General features: G+C 62.5%; 21 protein-coding genes. 16 read left to right on the top strand and 5 right to left on the bottom strand.

Features of this window, described 5'->3' with window-relative positions:
• The first annotated feature begins 53 nt into the window (after positions 1 to 53).
• Together GN300_RS28990 and GN300_RS28995 are read left to right on the top strand one after the other, a co-directional pair.
• Positions 54 to 1076 (top strand): alpha/beta hydrolase family protein, encoded by a 1023-nt coding sequence (locus tag GN300_RS28990; protein ID WP_063316101.1) that lies wholly within the window; start codon positions 54 to 56, stop codon positions 1074 to 1076.
• Positions 1077 to 1178: 102 nt separating this feature from the next.
• A complete protein-coding gene (locus GN300_RS28995; protein WP_003944042.1) occupies positions 1179 to 2000 on the top strand; it encodes a GNAT family N-acetyltransferase in 822 nt (273 codons plus the stop codon).
• Between the two features lie 10 nt (positions 2001 to 2010).
• On the opposite strand, the gene GN300_RS29000 is transcribed toward GN300_RS28995, so the two are convergent.
• From GN300_RS29000 to GN300_RS29020, 5 genes are all read right to left on the bottom strand, one after another.
• Positions 2011 to 3477 carry an FAD-dependent oxidoreductase gene (locus GN300_RS29000; protein WP_050656861.1) on the bottom strand — a complete coding sequence of 489 codons (1467 nt, stop codon included), beginning with the start codon at positions 3475 to 3477 and terminating at the stop codon, positions 2011 to 2013.
• Between the two features lie 87 nt (positions 3478 to 3564).
• Entirely contained in the window at positions 3565 to 4026 is a 462-nt protein-coding gene (locus GN300_RS29005) for a carboxymuconolactone decarboxylase family protein (RefSeq protein ID WP_082845752.1), read from the bottom strand.
• Positions 4023 to 4958 (bottom strand): NAD(P)-dependent oxidoreductase, encoded by a 936-nt coding sequence (locus tag GN300_RS29010; RefSeq protein ID WP_063316100.1) that lies wholly within the window; start codon positions 4956 to 4958, stop codon positions 4023 to 4025. Before GN300_RS29010 ends, GN300_RS29005 begins: the two co-directional genes overlap by 4 nt.
• Positions 4955 to 5704, bottom strand: a complete 750-nt coding sequence (locus GN300_RS29015; RefSeq protein ID WP_063316099.1) for an SDR family oxidoreductase — start codon at positions 5702 to 5704, stop codon at positions 4955 to 4957. The genes GN300_RS29010 and GN300_RS29015 overlap by 4 nt, the downstream gene beginning before the upstream one ends.
• A gap of 47 nt (positions 5705 to 5751) precedes the next feature.
• Positions 5752 to 7218, bottom strand: coding sequence for an aldehyde dehydrogenase (locus GN300_RS29020; protein ID WP_003944082.1), 1467 nt, complete (start codon positions 7216 to 7218; stop codon positions 5752 to 5754).
• Positions 7219 to 7435: 217 nt separating this feature from the next.
• Here GN300_RS29020 and GN300_RS29025 point away from each other — a divergent pair, with 217 nt between their 5' ends.
• The 14 genes from GN300_RS29025 to GN300_RS29090 all read left to right on the top strand — a co-directional run bounded on the left by GN300_RS29025 (position 7436) and on the right by GN300_RS29090 (position 21244).
• Positions 7436 to 8293, top strand: a complete 858-nt coding sequence (locus tag GN300_RS29025) for a mycofactocin-coupled SDR family oxidoreductase (RefSeq protein ID WP_047272231.1) — start codon at positions 7436 to 7438, stop codon at positions 8291 to 8293.
• A 136-nt stretch (positions 8294 to 8429) separates the two neighbouring features.
• Positions 8430 to 8996, top strand: coding sequence for a TetR/AcrR family transcriptional regulator (locus GN300_RS29030; RefSeq protein ID WP_024487471.1), 567 nt, complete (start codon positions 8430 to 8432; stop codon positions 8994 to 8996).
• Positions 8993 to 10198 (top strand): cytochrome P450, encoded by a 1206-nt coding sequence (locus tag GN300_RS29035; protein WP_003944019.1) that lies wholly within the window; start codon positions 8993 to 8995, stop codon positions 10196 to 10198. Before GN300_RS29030 ends, GN300_RS29035 begins: the two co-directional genes overlap by 4 nt.
• The gene (locus GN300_RS29040; protein WP_003944110.1) at positions 10198 to 11004 is read left to right on the top strand and encodes an SDR family oxidoreductase; all 807 of its coding nucleotides are present in this window, start codon (positions 10198 to 10200) and stop codon (positions 11002 to 11004) included. The genes GN300_RS29035 and GN300_RS29040 overlap by 1 nt, the downstream gene beginning before the upstream one ends.
• Positions 11001 to 12395 (top strand): cytochrome P450, encoded by a 1395-nt coding sequence (locus GN300_RS29045; protein ID WP_063316098.1) that lies wholly within the window; start codon positions 11001 to 11003, stop codon positions 12393 to 12395. Before GN300_RS29040 ends, GN300_RS29045 begins: the two co-directional genes overlap by 4 nt.
• 2 nt (positions 12396 to 12397) lie before the next feature.
• Positions 12398 to 12589, top strand: coding sequence for a ferredoxin (locus tag GN300_RS29050; protein WP_020907945.1), 192 nt, complete (start codon positions 12398 to 12400; stop codon positions 12587 to 12589).
• Positions 12590 to 12626: 37 nt separating this feature from the next.
• Positions 12627 to 13178, top strand: a complete 552-nt coding sequence (locus GN300_RS29055) for a hypothetical protein (RefSeq protein ID WP_007728648.1) — start codon at positions 12627 to 12629, stop codon at positions 13176 to 13178.
• Positions 13179 to 13183: 5 nt separating this feature from the next.
• A complete protein-coding gene (locus GN300_RS29060; protein WP_082845766.1) occupies positions 13184 to 14431 on the top strand; it encodes a hypothetical protein in 1248 nt (415 codons plus the stop codon).
• Between the two features lie 26 nt (positions 14432 to 14457).
• Entirely contained in the window at positions 14458 to 16095 is a 1638-nt protein-coding gene (locus GN300_RS29065) for an acyl-CoA synthetase (RefSeq protein ID WP_007728656.1), read from the top strand.
• 53 nt (positions 16096 to 16148) lie between these two features.
• Positions 16149 to 17402, top strand: a complete 1254-nt coding sequence (locus tag GN300_RS29070; protein ID WP_007728658.1) for a cytochrome P450 — start codon at positions 16149 to 16151, stop codon at positions 17400 to 17402.
• A 34-nt stretch (positions 17403 to 17436) separates the two neighbouring features.
• Entirely contained in the window at positions 17437 to 18177 is a 741-nt protein-coding gene (locus GN300_RS29075; RefSeq protein WP_030536769.1) for an ABC transporter permease, read from the top strand.
• Positions 18174 to 19046 carry an ABC transporter permease gene (locus GN300_RS29080; RefSeq protein ID WP_003944051.1) on the top strand — a complete coding sequence of 291 codons (873 nt, stop codon included), beginning with the start codon at positions 18174 to 18176 and terminating at the stop codon, positions 19044 to 19046. The genes GN300_RS29075 and GN300_RS29080 overlap by 4 nt, the downstream gene beginning before the upstream one ends.
• A 9-nt stretch (positions 19047 to 19055) precedes the next feature.
• Entirely contained in the window at positions 19056 to 20225 is a 1170-nt protein-coding gene (locus GN300_RS29085; protein WP_063316096.1) for an MCE family protein, read from the top strand.
• Positions 20222 to 21244 carry an MCE family protein gene (locus GN300_RS29090; protein ID WP_063316095.1) on the top strand — a complete coding sequence of 341 codons (1023 nt, stop codon included), beginning with the start codon at positions 20222 to 20224 and terminating at the stop codon, positions 21242 to 21244. The genes GN300_RS29085 and GN300_RS29090 overlap by 4 nt, the downstream gene beginning before the upstream one ends.
• Positions 21245 to 21249 lie beyond the last annotated feature (5 nt).

The raw sequence follows: 21249 nt of genomic DNA on the forward strand, positions 1-21249 counted from the left end.
GCGAGCGCCACCGAGCTGTTGCCGGGCACCGCAATCGAGCACGAGGAGCGGCAATGAGAAGAATCGGACGTACTCGGGCAATGCTTGTCGTCGCCCTCGTCGCGTGGACGGGACTGTTCGGCGAAGCAGCGTTGGCCTCGGCTGACCCGGCCCCGACATCCCCTTCAGGCGGTTCAGCTCTCGATCACGTCGAGGATATCAACGCCCGTCAGCTGACTATGTACGTCTACTCGGCTGCGATGGACAAGGTGATTCCGCTCGAGGTGATTCGGCCGGCAGACACAAGTGCGCCCCGGCCGACCCTCTATCTACTCAATGGCGCCGGCGGAGGCGAGGACACGGCGACGTGGCAGACACGGACAGACGTCGTCGACTTCTTCGGCGACAAGAACGTCAACGTCGTCACCCCGATCGGCGGTGCCTACAGCTACTACACCGACTGGGAGAAGCCCGATCCTGTTCTCGGACTGAACAAGTGGACCACATTTCTCACCCAGGAGTTGCCACCGATCGTCGATGCCACGCTCGGGACTACGGGTACGAATGCCGTTGCCGGATTGTCGATGGCAGGTACCTCGGTTCTGAGCCTGGCCGAGGCGGCGCCATCCGTTTACCGTGCCGTCGGTGCTTTCAGCGGGTGTGCCGAGACGAGTACTCAACCCGGTCAGGACTACGTGAGATTCGTGGTCGGATTCCGCGGCGGCAACGTGGACAACATGTGGGGTCCTCCCGGCGGTCCGGGCTGGGTAGCCAACGATCCTGTGGTCAACGCCGAGAGATTGCGGGGGGTCGACCTCTACATCAGCAATGGATCGGGCCTGCCCGGCCCACACGAGAATCTGGGCGGACCGATGGTCAACGGCGACCTCGGCGTTCTGGCGAACCAGGTGATCGTGGGTGGAGTCATCGAGGCCGGGACGAACCAGTGCACCCAGCGTTTGGCCGAGCGGCTCGACTCCTTGGGCATCCCGGCCACCTATGATTTCCGGGCAACTGGCACTCACTCTTGGGGTTACTGGCAGGACGATCTTCACAACTCGTGGTCGATGATTGCCGCGTCGATCGGTGCGCGTTAGCCGGCGAACCCTGGGGTCGGTGGCTGAGTTGTTTCTCACTCCGGGACGCTCTTGCCGAACCTAGCCGACCGAACTGCAGGTCAGCGGCGTTATAGTCGCCTCATGAGTTCAGAAACACTCGCTCCCCTCGACACCGACGTACTTGCGCGCAGGTTTGCGTGCCTGGGTGATCCGACGCGGCTGCGAGTGCTCCGACTTGCTGCCGGCGGTCCGATCGACGTCGACACGATTGCACACGCCGCATCACTCGAGCCGTCGGCGTTGAGTGCCCACCTCGAGGCCTTGATCGAGGTCGGTTTTGTCGAGGCTTCGGTGCGTGAAGGCACTTCGGTTGTCAGTGTTGCCGGAACGGCATACTCCGATCTGATGGCAGCGGCCGCCGTCGTGGCTGCTCGTGGTCCGGTCGAAGACACACTGGGAGTTCTTCCCGATGACGTGGTGGTGCGCCGCATGGAATCCGGCGACTGGGATGCCGTTCGCTCGATCTACCGCGAAGGAATCGACACCGGAACCGCGACGTTCACCACCTCGGTGCCATCCGCCGAGAAGCTCGACGCGCAATGGTTACCCGATCATCGATGGGTGGCCGAGATCGACGGCCGCGTCGAAGGCTGGGCGAGCCTCAGCCCGGTGTCCTCGCGTGATTGCTACCGCGGGGTCGCCGAGAACTCCATCTACATCGGTAGCGGCGCTCGCGGGCGCGGCGTGGGCAAGCTGCTGCTTCGCCGACAGGTGCAAGCCGCCGACGCCAGTGAGATATGGACAGTGCAGTCGTCGATTTTCCCGGAGAACCGGGCAAGCGTCGCCTTGCACCAGGCCGTCGGATTCCGAGTCGTCGGCACTCGCTCGCGTATCGCTCAACTGGGTGGGCGGTGGCGTGACACGTTGTTCCTCGAACGTCGCAGCGAGGACGCTGACATCTGAGAAGAGACGCTCAGCCCTTGGCAGCGCTGACTCCGGCGCGTCGCCCGTAGAAGCTGCCGTCTCCGAGGGACGTTCCGGAGGCGTACCCTCCAGCGCAGACGCCGGCGGTGCAGCGTCCAGCGGCAAACAAACCCGGGATCGGTTCGCCGGAGACGTGGATGACCTCCGAGTTGATCGACGTGCGCAGGCCGCCGAGCGTGAATCCGGCGGTGAAATTGCGAAGATCGAGCGCAGCGACGGGTGAGCCGATCGGCTTGACCCACTCCTTCTTCTTTCCCAGTACCGGGTCCTCACCACGGGCGGCGTGGCGGTTGTAGACCTCGACGGTCGACTGGAGGGTGCCTTCCGGCAGACCCATGTCGGATTCGAGTTCCTCGACGGTCTCGGCCACCCACTTGGGCTGGAATCTGAAGAACGGTGTGGAACTGTCGGCGGCGCAGCCCTCTTCGTAGGAAGCTTCGTCGATGATCAGGTAGGCCTGATTCTCGTTGCGCAGCAGCGTCTCCTGGCCGATTCTTCCCGGGTACGTGTCCTCGTTGACGTAGCGCTGGCCGCGTCCGTTGACGAGAATGCCGCGGATCATCAACTGGGGGTCGCCGAAGAATGCGACCTCGGTGGCGTCCATGTGCGCGAGGTCGGCCCCGAGAGCCTGCGCCATCTGGATGGACTTTCCGTCGTGCTCTTCGATAGCCGCACCGGGGCGCCCGATCAGCCGTGGGGCGTACGACTGGATCATCGCTTCGTTGTAGGCGAAGCTTCCCGTCGCCAGAACGACACCCGTGCGTGCTCGAACTGCCACTTCCTTGCCGTACTGCTTGGCGATGATGCCGACCACTCGATCTCCGTCGACGACCAGGCGCTGGACTCGCATGTCGTATTCTGCTCGTACGCCGAGGCTTTCGGCCGTCTCGATCAGTGGCTTCATCAACATGAAACCACCGCCCTTCTCCCCGGTGCGCTTGCCGCTCATCTGTGGAACGTGCCCGCGAGGGGCCGGTGTCGCGATCGTGTTGAACGGTGCCGAGTTCTCGCCGCCGGAATACATGAGTCCGTCGTCGAAGGGTGTTTCCCAGCCGGGTTGGCCGTAGAAACTCTCCTTGAACGGCACACCGTTGTCGACGAGCCAGTTGTAGTGCTCGACGCTGCCTTCGCAGTAGTCGGTGATCTTCTCCTCGTCGGCGCCGGGACCGAGTGCGGCCATCATGAACGATTTCATGTTGGCGGGGGAGTCCTCGAACCCGAGTGCCTGCTGCAACGGGGTCCCGCCGCCCAGATAGATGAATCCGCCTGCCAGCGCCGCAGCGCCGCCCCAGCCGCTCGTGCGCTCGAGCACCAACACGTCGGCGCCCGCTCGCGCGGCCTCGATCGAAGCACTCACTCCGGCAATGCCGTAGCCGGCGACGACGACGTCAGCCTCGAAGTGCCACTGCTCGATGTTTGCGGAGGACTGCGGACGGATTGAGCTGGCCTCGGCCATGGATTCGGATCCTTCGCTCTTCTGGTTGATTGGTGGGGGAATCGGTGGGTGTGATCGATGCCCTGATGGCAGTATCTCGACCGAAAGTCAGTCGGTGTCCGTTTTCGCGGAATCGGCCGCGGCCTTCTCCTTGGCGCGCGCGGCTTTACGTCTGTCGGCCTTCACGGCGATCAGCGCATTGTTGAGCCCGGTGGCCAGCGGCCAGCCGACGTAGTGGCACAGGAAGATTGCGGCCTCTTCGAACTGCTGCTCGGTCAACTCCTCGTTGTGGAGAGCAGCGTTGATCTGGATCTTCGCCACATCGTTCTGCCCCTGGGCGGTGATGGCACCGATCAGGAGTAGTCGTCGATCACGTACCGACAGTCCCGGTCGCGTCCAGATGTCGGCAAAGAGGTGGTCGGCGGTGACCGCGAAGAAGTCGCCGGGAACGTCGGCGGGAAGGTCCCAGCCGTACACCTCGTTCATCTTCGCGACGCCACGAGCACGGGCCTCGGAGATGCGGCTTTCGTCGGTTCCACCGGCATCGGTCATGTGAGTGGTGTCGGTCATGCGTGCTCCCGAGTAGTAGATGCCGTTGAAGGTTCGGCCGGCCTGTCTTCGCTGTCATTCCCGACGCCCAGACCGGCACCGAGTCCGGCGAGCGCAAGGTGCGCGAGCGGCAGGTCGAGATTCAGCCGATCACCGAGGTCGATGGCCAAGGCCAAGTCCTTCTCCCCGAGATTGCGAACATGCCGCAGTATCGAGAACCACGGGTCGTCCTCCGAGACCGGTGCGGTGGTGTCGCGGAGCATGATCGCGCCCGCGCCACCAGTGATCGCATCGGTGTGCCTGACGACCTTTCCGAGCGTGCGGAGATCGAGTCCTGCTGCTTCGGCGAGTCGCGCGGCCTCGGTCGTGGCGGTGAACGAGACGAAGTGAAGAAGGTTGCGTGCGAGCTTCATTCGCGTTCCAGTGCCGACGTCACCGGCGTGAACCACCAGCTCGGCCCAGGATCCGAAGGGCTCGCGGACGGCTTCGAACGCCTCGTCGGAGCCGCCGATCATCACTGCCAGCCTGCCCTGCGCTGCGCCGCCGGCACCGCCACTGATCGGCGCGTCGACCAGCAGAACACCACGCTGTTGACAGATGTCAGCGAGTTCCACCGCCGTGGTGTCCGAGATAGTGGAGTGAATCGCGACGACAGTGCCTGGCTGTGCGGTCGACAGAATCCCGTGCGGCCCGCACACAACCTCGCGTACCTGCGCGTCGTCGAGCACCGTGACGGAGATGATGCTCGCCTGCGCTGCAACGTCGGCGGGCGTCGATGCTGCGCTCGCGCCCGCAGCGGTGAACGGTTCGAGCGCTTCTGCGCGGGCATCACACACCACCAGTCCGCCCGGCCAGTCCAGGAGGCGCTGCGCCATCGGCGCGCCCATGTTGCCTAGGCCGATGTATCCCAGTCTGGTTTTCGAAGCGCTGGCTTTCGGCGCCGATTGCGTCATGACCGGTACACCTGGCCTCCGTCGACGTTGAAGATCTGCCCGGTCACCCAGCCTGCGTCGTCGGAGAGAAGGAACAGGCACATGCCGACGAGATCCTCCGGCGTTCCCATGCGCTGCAACGGGATTCGCTTCACCATGTCCTTGACGATGTTGCCGGGGGTGACGGTTCGAGTCGCCTCCGTGTCGATGGGACCGGGAGCGATGGCGTTGATCCGGATGTTCGACCAGCCGAGTTCGGTCGCGAGTTGTTGTGTCAGGCTGTTGACACCGGCTTTCGCGAGTCCGTAGTAGTTCGAGTACAGCCAGGCTGCTGTGGAGGACTGGTTGACGATTGAACCGCCCTTCGCTCGCATATGAGGTACGACCGCCCGGCACACGTGCAGTGCGCCGTCCATGTTGACGCTCATGAACTTTCGGTAGTAGTCCCAGTCCACCGTCAACAGGGAATCGATCTTCATTCCGCCGTAGATGGCAGCGTTGTTCACCAGGTGCTCGATGCTGCCGAACTGCTCGATCGTGAAGTCGGCGAGTGCCGCAGTCGACTCCCCGTCGGCGACGTCGACGTCCTTGAACACGGCATTTCCGCCGTCCGCGTTGATCTGCTTGGCGACTGCTTCACCGAGTTCGCGATTGAGGTCCGCCACGACCACGTTGGCCCCCTCCGCGGCCAGAGCGCGGGCATACGCCTCTCCGATACCCTGCGCTGCTCCGGTGACTATCGCGGTGCGACCGTCGAAACGTCCCATGTCGACCTACTTTCGTGGTGATGATCCTGTGGTGAGGGTGTGGAATGTCAGGAAGGTGAAGCGACGAGCTTGGTTTCGAGGTATTCCTCGAAACCCGCGAGGCCCATTTCGCGGCCGATCCCGGATTGTTTGTAGCCGCCGAACGGTGCGTCGGCCGAATACCAGACGCCGCCGTTGACGCTCAGCGTTCCGGTTCTGACACCGGCAACGACGTGCGCGACGCGATCGGGATCGGTGCCCCACACCGACCCGGACAGGCCGTAGGGGGAATCGTTGGCAATCCGGATAGCGTCGTCGTCGTTGTCGTACGGAAGGATCACGAGGACGGGCCCGAAAATCTCCTCCTGCGCTACGCGAGACGAGTTGTCCAGCCCCGCAATGAGAGTGGGCTCGACGAAGAATCCCCTCTCGCGATCGTCGGGACGGCCCCCACCCGTCACGATCGTGCCGCCCTCTTCGACCGCGAGGGCGAGGTAGCTCTCCACCCTGGCGCGCTGGCGCGCCGAGATGACCGGGCCACACACCGTTCCGCGCGCGCTGGGGTCGCCGGCTCGGATACCCGCCATCGCGGCAGATGCCGCGGCCAGAGCATCGTCGTACCGAGCGCGCGGCACCAGAAGTCTGGTACTGAGCGCGCATCCCTGACCGGCATGAACGCAGACGGAGAACGCGGCAACCGAGCATGCACCCTTGATGTCCGCATCGTCGAGGACGATGAATGCGGACTTACCCCCGAGTTCGAGGAAGACCTTCTTGAGAGTTTGCGCGGCCGTGGCCATCACTGTGCGTCCGGTGGCGGTGGAACCGGTGAAGGACACGAGATCGACGCGCGGATCGCTGCACAGCTGCGCGCCTAGGGAGTGATCCGTCGACGTCACGACGTTGACTACGCCGGCCGGGATCTCGGTTTCTTCTGCAATCACCTTGGCGACCAGCGCGGCGCACCAGGGCGTGTCCGGCGCGGGTTTGAGAACGATGGTGTTGCCGGCTGCGAGGGCGGGACCGAGCTTGGCGAAATTGATCTGGTGCGGAAAGTTCCACGGTGTGATTGCGCCGACGACGCCGACGGCTTCCTTGAGCAGTCGGCGATGGGTCGGAATCCCCATGGGTGACGCGTGCCCGAGATCTTGTTCCCACGAATAGGTTTCGATCAGATCGGCCCAGTAGCGAAGATCTTCGATCGGGCCTTCGAGTTGCGGACCGCTCGTCAGCATGACCGGTGCGCCGACCTCGGCGACGGTGATCTCACGCAACTCCTCGATGTGGGACTGGAGTGCATCGCACAGTTGGCGCAGGCAGCGAGCGCGAAACCCGTGATCGCGTGCCCATTCGGTGTCGTCGAACGCACGGCGCGCAGCGGCGATGGCCGCGTCCATGTCCGCGGCGGTGCCTTCGGCCGCACGGCCGATCAGTTCCTCGGTCGCCGGGTTGAAAACTTCGAAGGTTCCGCCGGATCCAGGAACCAGCTTTCCGTCGACGAGAAGTGCAGAACTGTCTGCGGGTCGAAGCGTCATAGCGCAAACCCTCTCTTTCTGGACATGTGTCTGGACTCTAGTTCACACTTGTGGTTGAGGCAATGGTTTCTGGGGCATAAGAGATTTCGAGAGCCCAGCAGTCTCGAGAGGGTCTCGGATCTGCTTCGACGAAAAGCGCCTCGTGTCCGGTGCGGCGCCGCTACGGTTCACCGCACATTCACAACCACGTCTTCACATCCACAGGAGAGAGGTCGAAATGAACAGAGTTGACGGAAAAGTGGTGTTGGTGACCGGCGCTGCTCGAGGTCAGGGGCGCAGTCATGCCGTCCGTCTCGCGCAGGAGGGCGCGCACATCATCGCCTTCGATCTGTGCGCAGACATCGCCAGCAACGAATACCCGCTCGCCAGTCCTGCCGATCTGGAGGAAACCGCTCGCCTGGTAAAAGAGGCCGGGCAGCAGGTGGTGACGGCGCGTGTCGACGTCCGTGATCGCGCCGGACTCGAAACAGCACTTGCCGAGGCGGTAGGGCAGTTGGGCGGATTGCATGTCGTCGTGGCGAACGCCGGTATCTGTCCGCTGGGCAAACACGTGTCGACCGCCGGTTTCGTCGACGCCTTCGATGTGAACTTTCTCGGTGTCGTCAATACAGTGCACGCGTCGATGGAATACCTCGGCGAAGGGGGTTCGATCATCGCGATCGGCTCTGTTGCCGGTCTGGTGCCGCAGACCGGATTCAACGGGCAACAGGCGCTCCAGGGTCCGGGTGGCGACGGATACGGCCTGGCCAAGAAGCTGATTCAGGCCTACACCAGTTCGTTGGCGCTGACCCTCGGGCCGAGTTCCATTCGCGTCAACGCGATTCATCCGACCAATGTGAACACCGACATGTTGCAGAGCATGCCGATGTACCGGACGTTCCGTCCCGACCTCGAGAATCCGACCGCCGAGGATGCGGCTGTGACGTTCCCGTTCATGCAGGCGATGCCGATCCCGTGGGTCGAACCCGCGGACATCTCGCATGCAGTCGTGTACCTGTCCTCGGACGAGTCGCGATTCGTCACCGGCCAGCAACTGCGCGTGGACGCTGGTGCCGGGATGAAGATCGGTCTGTAGTAGAACTTTTCGCGTCGCTGCTGCCTGTTCGTGGTGAATTTTCCAAGTTTCCCCATTTCGTTGCCCTGGACAGGACGCTGTAGTAACGTCCAGACACGTGTCCAGCAAACGGGGCGATTCAAGTGGCGGGGGATCGATTGTCTACGAATCCACTCGCAGGCGCCTCACGGGCAAACAGGCGGAAACTGTGGCCAGGCTTGCCGAAGCAACAGTGAAAGTACTACGCAAACAAGAGTTTTCCGGGCTGACTGTCCGTTCGGTTGCGGCCGAAGCGGGTGTAGGAACTGCGACCGCCTACACGTATTTCGCGTCCAAGGAGCATCTCGTCGCAGAGGTTTTCTGGCGAAGACTTCAGAACTCGTCGGCGCCTGATGGCTCAGGGTTGGATCGCACCGCGCACGTGCTGTCTGTACTTCGAAATATCGCGCTGCTTCTCGCGGACGAACCGGAGGTATCGGCCGCCGTGACCAATGCACTGCTCGGATCCGACCCTGAAGTTGAACATCTTCGCGGCCGGATCGGGCTCGAGATCCATCAACGACTCGCCTCGGCGTTGGATCCGAATGGCGAACCCGAAGTGTTGGAAGCGCTCGAAATGCTTTATGCCGGGGCGCTTCTGCGGGCAGGGATCGGCTACGGAACCTACGCGCAAATCGCTGGACGCCTCGAGGCCTCAGCTCTACTGATCCTGGAGAAATCATGACAGAAGCTTTGATCGATCCGGTGGTCTTCAATCCGTACGACTACCACTTTCACGACGATCCGTATCCGACGTACAAGCGTCTGCGCGAAGAATCACCCCTGTATCACAATCCGGACGTGGGATTTTGGGCATTGTCGCGATATGCGGACGTGGTCGACGGATTCAAGGACAACAAGCGTCTGTCGAGCGCAAACGGAGTATCACTCGACCCCGCAGCCTACGGTCCACACGCGCATTATGTGATGTCGTTTCTCGCTATGGATGATCCCCGCCATATGCGGTTGCGCCAGTTGGTTTCTCGCGGATTCACACCGCGGCGTGTTGCGGAGCTCGACGGCCGGATACTCGAACTGACGAAGCAACATCTGATACCCGCGCTGGGCGCGGGGGAGTTCGACTGGATTACGGAGGTGGCGGGAAAGCTGCCGATGGACGTCATCTCCGAACTCATGGGTGTCCCCGAACCCGACCGAGCCGAACTGCGGCGCAAGGCGGATCTGGTGGTGCATCGAGAGGCGGGTGTTCTCGACGTGCCGCAACCTGCGGTGGAGGCTTCGATCAGTTTGATGGGCTACTACAAGGAGATGATCGCGCAGCGTCGCCGATCGCGGACGGACGATCTGACCTCGGCCTTGCTCGACGCCGAGATCGACGGAGACAAGCTTTCGGACCAGGAGATCCTCGGATTCATGTTTCTGATGGTCGTGGCCGGAAACGAGACCACGACCAAGCTTCTCGGAAACGCTCTGTACTGGGGTTCGCACCACCGGGAGCAGATCGCACCGGTCCTCGACGATCCCGAACGAGCCTCGGAATGGGTGGAAGAGACTCTTCGCTACGACACGTCGAGTCAGATCGTGGCTCGGACTTCGGTTGTCGACCTCGAATACCACGGGCGCACGATTCCGGCGGGGGAGAAGGTCCTGCTCCTGATCGGATCGGCCAACCGAGACGCCGACGTCTTCGACGATGCCGACAGCTTCCAGATCGGCCGGAGTTCGTCGGGCAAACTCGCGAGTTTCGGTGGTGGCGTGCACTTCTGCCTCGGTGCCCACCTTGCCAAGCTCGAAGCCAAGATCGCCCTGGCGGAGTTCGGGCGTCGGGTCAGCGACTACGAAGTCGTCGAGTCCGGAATCGAGCGTGTTCATTCGACAAATGTCCGGGGCTTTGCGGCCCTGCCGGTGAAAGTGCAGGTGCGCTGATGCCTCGTTTCGAACCCAATCCTGTTCGCCGGCCGGCACTGATCAGTGGTGCGTCGTCGGGAATCGGCACAGCCACCGCGTATGCCCTGGCCGAACTCGGGCATCCGGTTGCACTCGGTGCGCGTCGAGTCGCCGAATGCGAAGCCATCGCCGAGAAGATCCGCAGCAACGGTGGTGAAGCGTTCGCCCACTTCCTCGACGTCACGGACGGTGATTCGGTCGACGGGTTCGTCTCGGCCGCAGAGGCAGTCCACGGCCCCGCGGAAATCGTCGTCTCCGGTGCCGGAGACCTCGAATTCGGGGCTGCGGACGAGATGAATCCTGAGGCGTTTCTACGGCAGATCCAAGTTCACCTCGTCGGTGCGCAGCGATTGGCGCATCGTGTTCTCCCCGGTATGAGGCAACGACAGCGCGGTGACTTCGTACTGATCGGCTCGGATTGTGCCGAGCGCCAGCGTCCACTCATGGGTGCGTACGACGCAGCGAAGGCCGGGCTCGAGGCAATGGGGCGTCAGATGCGAATGGAGCTCGAGGGAACAGGCATTCGCGCGTCGATCGTGCGACCCGGGCCGACACTGACCGGCATGGGGATGGACACGACGCCGGAGATCATCGGACCGGTCGGGGAATCGTGGAGCAAGTGGGGGTTCGCCCGCCATGGTTACTTTCTGCGCGCCTCGGACATCGCCAATGCCATCGTCGCCGTTGTGTCGGCGCCGCGAGGAGCACACATCGTGCTCGTCGAAGTTCAGCCCGAGGCGCCACTGGACAAACTTCCCACTGCGAACTCACAGGAGACGACATGACGCACGGAGTGCAAGAGACGTCGCGAACACTGCCAGAGCCGCCGCGGGTGTCCGGCGGGGATCTCCCGCACGGGCATCTCGAGGAACTGCGAACCGACCCGATAGCGCTCATGCGCCGGGTGCGTGAGGAATGTGGTGACGTCGGCGCCTTTCAACTTGCCGACCGCACAGTGATCTTGCTGTCCGGAGCCGAGGCAAACGAGTTCTTCTTCCGCTCCACCGACGAGGATCTCGACCAACAAGCGGCTTACCCCTTCATGAAGCCGATATTCGGTGAAGGCGTCGTCTTCGACGCCAGCCCGGAGCGGCGTAAAGAGATGCTGCACAACTCGGCTCTGCGCGGCGAACAGATGCGCGGGCACGCCGCCACGATCGGCCGCGAAGTCGAGGCGATGGTCGCGCAGTGGGGAGACGAAGGCGAGATCGATCTGCTCGACTTCTTCGCCGAGCTGACCATCTACACCTCGTCGGCGTGCCTGATCGGCAAGAAGTTCCGCGACGAACTGGATGATAGCTTCGCCAAGCTGTATCACGAGCTCGAACAGGGAACGGATGCATTGGCTTTCGTGGATCCGTACGCGCCGATCGATAGTTTCCGCCGCCGCGACGAGGCCCGGTTGGCGTTGGTCGCTCTGGTACAGGACATCATGAACGGGCGCATCGCGAATCCTCCGCATGGCAAGGATGACCGCGACATGTTGGACGTGTTGGTCTCGGTCAAGGACGAGAACGGCGACCTCCGGTTCAGTGCCGACGAGATCACCGGAATCTTCATCTCGATGATGTTCGCCGGCCACCATACGACTTCCGGCACGGCAGCGTGGTCGCTGATCGAGATGTTGCGGCATCCCGAAACCATGACGGACGTCGTCGACGAACTCGACAATCTGTACTCCGACGGCGCCGACATCAGTTTTCATGCCCTGCGCCAGATTCCGGTTCTCGAGGCTGTGGTCAAGGAAACCCTTCGACTGCATCCGCCGTTGATCATCCTGTTGCGGGTGGCACGTGGAGATTTCGAAGTGGGCGGCTTCGAGATCCGAGAGGGCCATCTTGTCGCCGCGACACCCGCGATCTCCAATCGAATCGCCGAGGACTTTCCCCGGCCGGACACCTTCGATCCCGGGAGGTACATCGACCCGAATCAAGAGGACATCGTCAACCGCTGGACGTGGATTCCGTTCGGAGCCGGCCGGCATCGCTGCGTCGGCGCTGCGTTCGCCCAGATGCAGCTCAAAGCGATCTTCTCGATCCTGCTGCGGGACTTCGAGTTCGAGATGGCGCAGCCGTCGGAATCCTACCGAAACGACCACAGCAAGATGGTCGTCCAGTTGCAGCAGCCGTGCGCGGTGAGGTACCGGCGCCGAACACGTCCCGGGCGTGAGGGGTGATCATGCACGTCGAAGTCGACCTCGACCTGTGCCAAGGCCATGCGGCGTGTGAGCTGGAGGCACCGGAGATCTTTGTCGTCCCGAAGCGGGGGAAGGTCAGTCTTCTGGACTCGGACCCACCCGAGTCGCTCCGCGGTGAAGCCGAGATGGCGGTCAGGTACTGCCCGACCGGCGCCCTGAGAATTGTCGATTGATTGCAGCGAATTCATGTGCTCGAGGGAGGAAGTTCAGATGACGGGTTTCGACCGCGCAGAGCTCGACGAGATGGTCCAACGCTGGATCGAGGCGAACAAAAAGGCCGAAGCCGCCGGCGATTGGAAACCGTTGGCGGACATGTATACCGAGGACGCCACGTACGGGTGGAACTACGGCCCCAAGCAGGATTTCATGGCGGTGGGGCGCGAGGAGATTCGCGAAGTCGCGCTCGGTCTCGAGATGAAGGGCCTCGAAGGCTGGGAGTATCCGTATCAAGACTTTGTGATCGACGACCGTAGCGGAAACGTGATCGGCTTGTGGAAGCAGATTTCCGATGCCAAGCGTGAGGACGGTAGCAACTACTCCGTCTACGGTATCGGTGGTAGTTGGTTCCGCTACGGCGGGGATTTCCAATGGTCGTGGCAGCGTGACTTCTTCGACTTCGGGAACGTGTCGGCACTGTTCATGGAGATGATCGGCAACAACGCTCTCTCGAAGGGGATGCAGGGCCGGATCCAGCGATCGATCTCGGGCGACCCGCTACCGGGCTGGTATCCGGTGGGCACCGCGCCGGTTTCGCTGTGGTGAGTCCGATGTCGGTGCGCGATTCCTTCGAGGCACTCTCGCAGCGCGACCTTGCCGTGCTGGTGCCCGAGTTGCTCCTGTGCGGGCAGCTGATCGATCGCTCGGGCATGGCGCATCTGATCGTCGAATTCGGACGCGAGGGTATGGCACAGGTGGCCGTCGAGGAGTGGGAGTCGGCCAGCCCCTGGTACACCCGCCGCATGCAGAAGGCTCTCGGATACGAGGGCGACGACGTCGTGACGATCTTCAAAGGATTACAACTCGACATCGGCGCTCCTCCACAGTTCATGGACTTCCGATACCGGGTCGACGATCCGCTGCACGGTGAATTCTGGCTCGACCATTGCGGAGCACTCATGGACGTCGAGCCGTTGGGCGATGAGTTCGTGACCTCGATGTGTCACGACATCGAGGATCCGACTTTCGATGCAACGGCCATCGCGACCAACCCGCGCGCCCAGATCCGGCCGATTCACCGACCACCGCGCAGGCCCGCCGACCGACATCCGCACTGCGCCTGGACCGTGTCCATCGACCCGTCGCACACGCCTCCCGTGATGACCGCGTACACCGAGCAGATCGGAAGCACCGCCGCGGTGACGGTCGAGCTGAGCCCGATCGATCACGGTGGGGACGGTAGGGCGGACTACTCGGGTCCGTTGTTGTCCGACCTGAGGTTTTCCGACTTCTCGCGATCAGCCTTGGTTCGTATCGCAGAGGAGATCTGCGTGCAGCATCATCTGTTGGCGTTGGGCTTTCTGGCAGCGGTTCGCCGCCGTGCCGACGAAGACAAGGCTCGCGAGATCACGCGAAAGCAATTGACCGGAATCGCGGGAGTTGCGGCACAGCGTATTCGAGATGCGCTCGGGCTTCCTTCGACGCTGGAATCGTTGGCATTGGTCCTGTCCGTGCATCCCTTGCTGAATCCGAAGCAGTATGTGGAGAGCGAGATTCGACAGGACGGCGGTGCTCTGGAGCTGCGGATCTCGCGAGAAGCTCTTGTCGACCGAGACGGCGGTTGGCCGACCTTGCTCGGCAGCGAGCACCTCGATCCTCTCCAAGCTTTGGTCCGCGGCGTGAATCCGCACTTCACCGTGAGAGTGGTGGCCGAAGATGCCGCGGGGCTTCTTCTGGCCGTCGACATCACCGAAGCTCCCGCTCCGGAATGCGTCGAAGTCGCCATCACGAAGGTCAGTACCGGCGCGGCATTCGTATTCGAAGATCGCGGAATCCCCTTGCCTCTCTTCGTCGTCTGACCGGCCGAACCCGAAGGACTCAACCTATGGCGTACACGTTTGCAGACCTGTTCGAGCATTCCGTCGATGCGATGCCCGATCGCCTCGCGCTGATCGTTTCCGGCGACGAGGTGACATACCGTGAGCTCGACGAGCGGGCCAACCGATTGGCGCATTACTTCCAGTCCGTCGGGTTAGGTGTCGGTTCGCACATCGGTATTCAACTGCACAACTCGATCGAGGCGATGGTTGCTGTCCTCGCGGCCTTCAAGATCCGCGGCGTTCCCATCACGGTGAACTACCGCTACACGAGCGACGAATTGGTTTACCTGTACGAGAACGCGGATCTCACGGCGTTGGTTTTCCATCGTGGTTTCGCTGAGCGGGTCGCCGAGGCGTTGGTGTCCGCGCCGCGGGTCAAGTACGTGATCGAGGTGGCGGACGAACTCGCTCTCGGGAACGAACCGTCGATTCCGGGGGCAGTGGCGTACGAGGATGCGCTCGGCAACCAATCCCCGCTGCGCGTAGGTGAACATGCTTTTCCCGAGCGTTCCGGCGACGACGTCTACGTTCTCTACACCGGCGGAACAACCGGACGACCGAAAGGCGTCGTCTGGCGGCAGGAAGACATCTGGCGCGTATTGGCCGGCGGTTACGACTTCTATTCGGGTGAGCCGATCGCCGACGAGTACCAGCAGTCGCGCGGTGGCGCCGCGGCAGCCGAACCGATGCGGTGGTGCATGCTTCCACCGCTGATCCACACCTCGGCACTGATGCCGACGTTCAACGCTCTGTTCTCCGGAAACACCGTCATCTTCGAACCGAAGTTCGATGCGGCACAGGTCTGGAAAGTCGTCGCCGAATATCGCCCGCAGGTCATGGTCATCACCGGCGACGCCATGGGCCGTCCACTGGTCGAAGCCCATCACGAATTGCAACCGGATGCGTCGAGCCTGGCCGTGCTCGCCTCCGGCGCTGCGCTCTTCTCCGGATCGGTCAAAGATGCGTTCTTCGACGTCTTTCCGAATCTGATGATCTCCGATTCGGTTGGATCGTCCGAAACAGGCTTCGGCGGAATCGGATTCGCAACCAAAGGGCTCGAGCAGCGTGGCGGACCCAAAGTGGGCGCCAACAGATTCACGGTCGTCGTCGACGACGACAACCGAGTGTTGGAGCCGGGCTCGGGCGCCGAAGGATGGCTGGCGAAACTCGGAAACGTTCCACTCGGCTACTACAACGATCCGGTGAAGTCGGCCGAGATATTCCGCGAGGTGAACGGCGCGCGGGCAGTGGTGACCGGAGACCGGGCGCGGATCGAGGACGACGGCTCGGTCACCCTCCTCGGACGGGGAAACATGGTGGTCAACACCGGCGGCGAGAAGGTCTTCGTGGAAGAAGTCGAAGCCGTGGTGAAGGCCCATCCCGACATCTACGACGCGACAGTGATCGGTGTTCCGGACGAGCGGTGGGGCAATCGGGTGGCGGCAGTGCTTCGCATCCGCGACGGTGTGGAACCGGATTTCGAATCCATCGAGAAGCACGCCCGCAGTCACCTCGCCGGCTACAAGATTCCGCGTTCCTTCTGGATCGCCGACGAGGTCGTTCGAGCGCCGAGCGGCAAGCCGGACTACCGCTGGGCCAAGGAGTTCTCACAGAACAGCGACCCGGTCCACCGGATCGACTAGCGCTCACACGCAACACCCGGCACCCGGCACCCATCCGTAAAGGAGCATCTGCAATGCCTGAGATCGACCTTCCCGACGGGTTCGACGTGACCGACCCACATCTGTACGGCGAGCGCGTCCCGCTTGCCGAGTTCGCCGAACTACGACGATGCGCTCCGGTCTGGTGGAACGCCCAGGAACCGGGTACCGGCGGATTTCACGACGGTGGTTGTTGGGTTGTCTCCCGCCACGCAGACGTCCGCGACGTCTCGTTGCGCAGCGAGGAGTTCTCGAGCAACGTCAACGGCTGCATTCCGCGGCATGAAGACAATATCTCGGCGGAGGAGTTGGAGGCGACAAAACACGTCCTCATCAACAAGGACGCCCCTGAGCACACACAGCTGCGCAAGTTGGTGGCGCGCTTGTTCACTCCGCGGTCGGTGGAAGCGATGCGGGCCGGGTTGGAAGCGCGGGCAGAAGACATAGCGTCGGCTGCCGTGGCGGAAGGTAGCGGTGATTTTGTCAGCCAGGTCGCCAGCGAGTTACCCATGCAGGCGATCTCGGAGCTGATCGGTGTACCGCAGGACGGGCGCCGTCAGCTGTACGAATGGTCGAATCAGATGACGGGATACGACGACGAGTCGCTCGCCGGCGAGTCTCGGATGGCGTCGGCGCAGATCCTGGGCTACGCCTATCAACTGGCTGAGGCGAGACGGGAGGAACCGCTCGACGACATCATCTCACGCTTGGTGCATGCCGACATCGACGGGCAGAAACTCACCCCGGAACAGTTCGGTTTCTTCGTCATCATGTTGGCTGTCGCGGGCAACGAAACGACGCGAAACGCAACGACACTCGGCATGATGGCATTTCTCGAGCATCCGGATCAGTGGGAATTGTACAAGCGCGAGCGTCCGCGCACCGCCGCGGACGAGATCATCCGCTGGGCTTCGCCACTGACGTCGATGCAACGAACAGCAGTGGTGGACACACAGATTGCCGGCACTGCGATTGCGAAGGGGCAGCGCGTCGTACTGCTCTACGGCTCGGCGAACTTCGACGAAACCGTCTTCGGGAACCCCGACGTCTTCGACATCACCCGAGACCCGAACCCGCACCTCGCGTTCGGAGGAACCGGGCCGCACTACTGCGTCGGCGCCAACCTGGCCAGAATGGAGGTCGATCTGATCTTCGGCAAGATCGCCGATCACATGCCCGACATCAGCAAGCTCGGCGATCCGAGCAGGCTCTCGTCCGGTTGGCTCAACGGGATCAAGCAATTCAAGGTCGACTACGGCAACTCCACGTCATGTCCTTCGGGGCATTGACGTGTACAGCGGAAGAGTTGCACTTGCGGGCCCGATGCGCGAACTCGGCCAGTTCTACCGGATGGGCGCCGATGTCGCAGTGGGCTTGTTCCGCACCCGCTTTCAGGTGCAGGAGTTTCTCGAGCAGAGTTGGATGATCGCCCGGGTGTCGATCGTGCCGACCGTATTGGTGGCCGTGCCGTTCACGGTCCTGGTGAGTTTCACGCTCAACATCCTGCTCCGTGAGATCGGTGCCGCCGACCTCAGCGGCGCCGGGGCCGCGCTCGGCGCCGTGACTCAGGTCGGTCCGGTGGTGACGGTGCTGATCGTGGCAGGTGCGGGCGCGACTGCCATCGCCGCCGATCTGGGATCGAGAACGATTCGTGAAGAGATCGACGCCATGGAGGTGCTCGGGATCGATCCGATCACTCGGCTGGTGATTCCTCGGGTGGTCGCGTCGACCGTGGTGGCTTTGCTGCTCAACGGACTCGTCTGCGTCATCGGCATCGCCGGCGGTTACGCCTTCTCGGTGTTTCTCCAGGGCGTGAACCCTGGCGCCTTCGTCGAGGGAATCACGTTGCTGACCGGCCTGCCCGAGGTGGCGTTGTCGATGGTCAAAGCTGCACTTTTCGGGATGCTGGCGGGATTGGTGGCCTGCTATCGCGGACTGTCGGTACGGGGTGGGCCGAAAGGCGTGGGGGAGGCCGTCAACGAAACGGTGGTGTACGCATTCATGGCGTTGTTCGTCGTCAACACCATCGTCACCGCGGTCGGCATCCGATTGACGGCGGGGTGATCGAGGTGACGCTGTCGGATTCGCTGGCACAAATCGGCAAGTTCGGACGCACGCGGGCGCGGGTGGCTCGAACGTCACGCTCGATCGACGACGTCGGGCGACAAGCTGTCTTCTTCGCGCGCGCCATCGCTCACATCCCGTGGGCAATTCGCAAACACCCGAAAGAAGTGTTGAGGCTGGTAGCCGAGATCAGCATGGGCACCGGAGCTTTGGCAGTGATCGGCGGCACGGTTGCGGTCGTAGGATTTTTGACTCTCGCCTCGGGCGGCACCATTGCGATCCAAGGTTTCAGCTCACTGGGAAATATCGGAGTCGAAGCGCTCACCGGATTCTTCTCCGCCTTCATCAACGTTCGTATCGCTGCGCCGGTCATCGCGGGAATCGGCCTGTCGGCCACGATCGGCGCAGGTTCGACCGCGCAGATCGGTGCCATGCGCATCAGTGAGGAAATCGACGCCCTCGAATCGATGGCGATCAGTTCGGTCCCGTACGTCGTCAGCACCCGCGTCACCGCAGGGATGATCGCGATCTTGCCGCTGTACTCACTGGCGCTCGTGGGATCATTTCTGGCCGGACGATTCACCACGGTCGTGCTGTTCGGTCAGTCCTCCGGTCTTTACGACCACTACTTCACGACGTTCCTCGATCCGGTCGACGTCGCATGGTCCTTCGTTCAAGTGCTCGTGATGGCACTACTGGTGATGCTGATCCACACGTACTACGGATACAACGCGTCCGGGGGACCGTCGGGCGTGGGAACTGCAGTGGGCCGCGGGGTTCGGCTCTCGCTGATCTGCGTCGTGGCGGTGACCCTGCTCGTCTCACTCGCGCTCTACGGCGGTTCCGGCAACTTCAATCTGTCCGGTTAGGGGGACTGCGTGCACAGATACGGCTACAAGTTGGCTGCTCTGGGCTTGGCTGCGGCGATCGTCGGGGTCATCGCGTTGTCGGTCGCGTCTTTCAACCAGGTGTTTGTCGCTCGCGTCCCGATCACGGTGATCGCGGAGCGCGCGGGGCTCGTGATGGATCCGGGCGTGCGGGTGAAGATGGCCGGGGTGACCGTGGGCTCGGTGGAGTCCATCACGCCGACTGACGACGCCACCGCACAACTGTCGTTGTCGATCGATCCCGAAGCGCTCGAATCGATTCCGTCAAACGTGAATGTGGCGATCACGTCGAACACGGCCTTCGGCGCGAAGTTCGTCAGCCTGTCCTCGCCGGAGCAGCCGAGTAGTGCGCGACTTGCCGCCGGAGCGACGATCGACGCATCCCGGGTGACCGTCGAGCTGAACACGGTGTTCGAGAAACTCACCACCGTGCTCCGGACGGTGGACCCGGGCAAACTCGATTCGACATTGGGTGCCCTCTCGACTGCTCTGCAAGGACGCGGCGAACGGCTCGGGGTCGCACTCGAACAAGCAGATTCTTCCTTGCTCGAATTCAACACTGCACGTGAGGCTCTCGATCATGTGTTGACGGATTTACCAGCCGTCACACAGACCTACCGCGACGCTGTTCTCGACTTGATGGACACCCTCGACTCGCTCACGACGACGGGAACCACTGTTCTCGACGAGCAGCAGAATCTTGATCTCCTCTTGCTCAACGTGATCGGGGTCGCCCGCACCGGAGAAGATGTACTGGGAGCCAACGCCGACGGTATCGACACCGTTCTGTCGTTACTGCGGCCGACCACCGCACTGCTCGAGGAATACTCCCCGGTGATTTCCTGCATGTTCCACGGACTTCAGGAGAGCAAGAAGATCGGCGACGGCGCCTACAACGGACAACCAGGAATCAAGATGTCGATCGGTCTGATCGCCGGAACCGAACCGTACCGATATCCCGACGACCTCCCGAAGGTCGCGGCAACCGGTGGCCCGCAGTGTATGGGCCTTCCACTGCGCGACCCGAACATCAATGCGCCGTACCTGGTGACCGATACCGGGGTGAATCCGTTTGCGCCCGAGCGTCAGCCGAATGGTGGGCAACCGATGAACACGGTTCCGGATCTGATGAGCTACCTGTTCGGGACGGAGATCCGATGAAAGTTCGTGGGTACACCGTCAAGTTCGGAATTTTTGTTCTGGTGATGATCCTCGTCAACGCCGGGCTGATCCTCGTGTTCGGCCAGATGCGAGGTGGCGAGGCGAGGTCGTACTCGGCGGAGTTCGTCAACGCCTCCGGGCTCAGAGCCGGCGACAAGGTGCGCATCGCCGGTGTGCCGGTCGGTTCTGTCGGCTCCGTCGAATTCGGTGGGAATCACCGTGCCCACGTGAGTTTCAGTGTGGATACGGGTGACACCGTGACCGTATCGACCAGAGCCGCTGTTCGATATCAGGATCTGGTGGGTAATCGATACCTCGAATTGCTCGACGATCCGGGGATCGCGGAACCGCAACCGGAGGGCGAGAGCATCCCCGTCGATCGCACCGCACCGGCACTCGACCTCGATGCGCTACTCGGTGGTTTCAAGCCGCTGTTTCAAGCCCTGGACCCGGAGCAGGTCAACGCGTTGTCGATGTCCTTGCTCGAGGTGTTTCAAGGCCAGTCCGGAACTGTGGCATCGGTGCTGGCGCACACCGGATCGATTACGAACACTCTCGCAGAGCGCGACCAACTGATCGGTCGAGTGATCGGCAACCTCGACGGTGTGCTCAGCGAATTGCGCAGCCGCGGTGGTCAGTTCAGTGACACTCTCGATCACCTACAACAGCTGGTCAGCGGGCTCGCGGCGGACCGGGAGATGATCGGGACTGCCGTCGAGAGTGTGAACACCGCATCAGGCACCTTCGCCGATCTCCTCGCCGGAGTTCGCCCGGACATCGCGGGAAACCTGTCGAAGCTGGACGCAAGCCTGAATCCGCTGATCGAGCAACAAAGTGAGCTCGATCGGATTCTCGCGTCCATGCCCTCGAACTACAAGCAGCTGATCCGAGTCGGCTCGTACGGGTCGTTCTTCAACTTCTATCTGTGCGGAATCGCACTGAAGGTCGACGGTGCCGACGGTACGCCGCTCACTGTCGACCTGGTGGATCAGACGACCGGAAGGTGCGCACCACGATGAGAGAG

Origin of the sequence: Rhodococcus sp. Ni2 (genome assembly GCF_021352185.1) — a bacterium.
Lineage (GTDB): Bacteria > Actinomycetota > Actinomycetes > Mycobacteriales > Mycobacteriaceae > Rhodococcus_F > Rhodococcus_F qingshengii.

Coding starts and splice junctions, on each gene's coding strand:
- GN300_RS29075 (WP_030536769.1), top strand. CDS start 17,437: ATGCGCGAACTCGGCCAGTTCTACCGGATGGGCGCCGATGTCGCAGTG.
- GN300_RS29005 (WP_082845752.1), bottom strand. CDS start 4,026: ATGACCGACACCACTCACATGACCGATGCCGGTGGAACCGACGAAAGC.
- GN300_RS29045 (WP_063316098.1), top strand. CDS start 11,001: ATGACGCACGGAGTGCAAGAGACGTCGCGAACACTGCCAGAGCCGCCG.
- GN300_RS28995 (WP_003944042.1), top strand. CDS start 1,179: ATGAGTTCAGAAACACTCGCTCCCCTCGACACCGACGTACTTGCGCGC.
- GN300_RS29010 (WP_063316100.1), bottom strand. CDS start 4,958: ATGACGCAATCGGCGCCGAAAGCCAGCGCTTCGAAAACCAGACTGGGA.
- GN300_RS29065 (WP_007728656.1), top strand. CDS start 14,458: ATGGCGTACACGTTTGCAGACCTGTTCGAGCATTCCGTCGATGCGATG.
- GN300_RS29050 (WP_020907945.1), top strand. CDS start 12,398: ATGCACGTCGAAGTCGACCTCGACCTGTGCCAAGGCCATGCGGCGTGT.
- GN300_RS29060 (WP_082845766.1), top strand. CDS start 13,184: ATGTCGGTGCGCGATTCCTTCGAGGCACTCTCGCAGCGCGACCTTGCC.
- GN300_RS29020 (WP_003944082.1), bottom strand. CDS start 7,218: ATGACGCTTCGACCCGCAGACAGTTCTGCACTTCTCGTCGACGGAAAG.
- GN300_RS29090 (WP_063316095.1), top strand. CDS start 20,222: ATGAAAGTTCGTGGGTACACCGTCAAGTTCGGAATTTTTGTTCTGGTG.
- GN300_RS29000 (WP_050656861.1), bottom strand. CDS start 3,477: ATGGCCGAGGCCAGCTCAATCCGTCCGCAGTCCTCCGCAAACATCGAG.
- GN300_RS29035 (WP_003944019.1), top strand. CDS start 8,993: ATGACAGAAGCTTTGATCGATCCGGTGGTCTTCAATCCGTACGACTAC.
- GN300_RS28990 (WP_063316101.1), top strand. CDS start 54: ATGAGAAGAATCGGACGTACTCGGGCAATGCTTGTCGTCGCCCTCGTC.
- GN300_RS29055 (WP_007728648.1), top strand. CDS start 12,627: ATGACGGGTTTCGACCGCGCAGAGCTCGACGAGATGGTCCAACGCTGG.
- GN300_RS29040 (WP_003944110.1), top strand. CDS start 10,198: ATGCCTCGTTTCGAACCCAATCCTGTTCGCCGGCCGGCACTGATCAGT.
- GN300_RS29070 (WP_007728658.1), top strand. CDS start 16,149: ATGCCTGAGATCGACCTTCCCGACGGGTTCGACGTGACCGACCCACAT.
- GN300_RS29015 (WP_063316099.1), bottom strand. CDS start 5,704: ATGGGACGTTTCGACGGTCGCACCGCGATAGTCACCGGAGCAGCGCAG.
- GN300_RS29025 (WP_047272231.1), top strand. CDS start 7,436: ATGAACAGAGTTGACGGAAAAGTGGTGTTGGTGACCGGCGCTGCTCGA.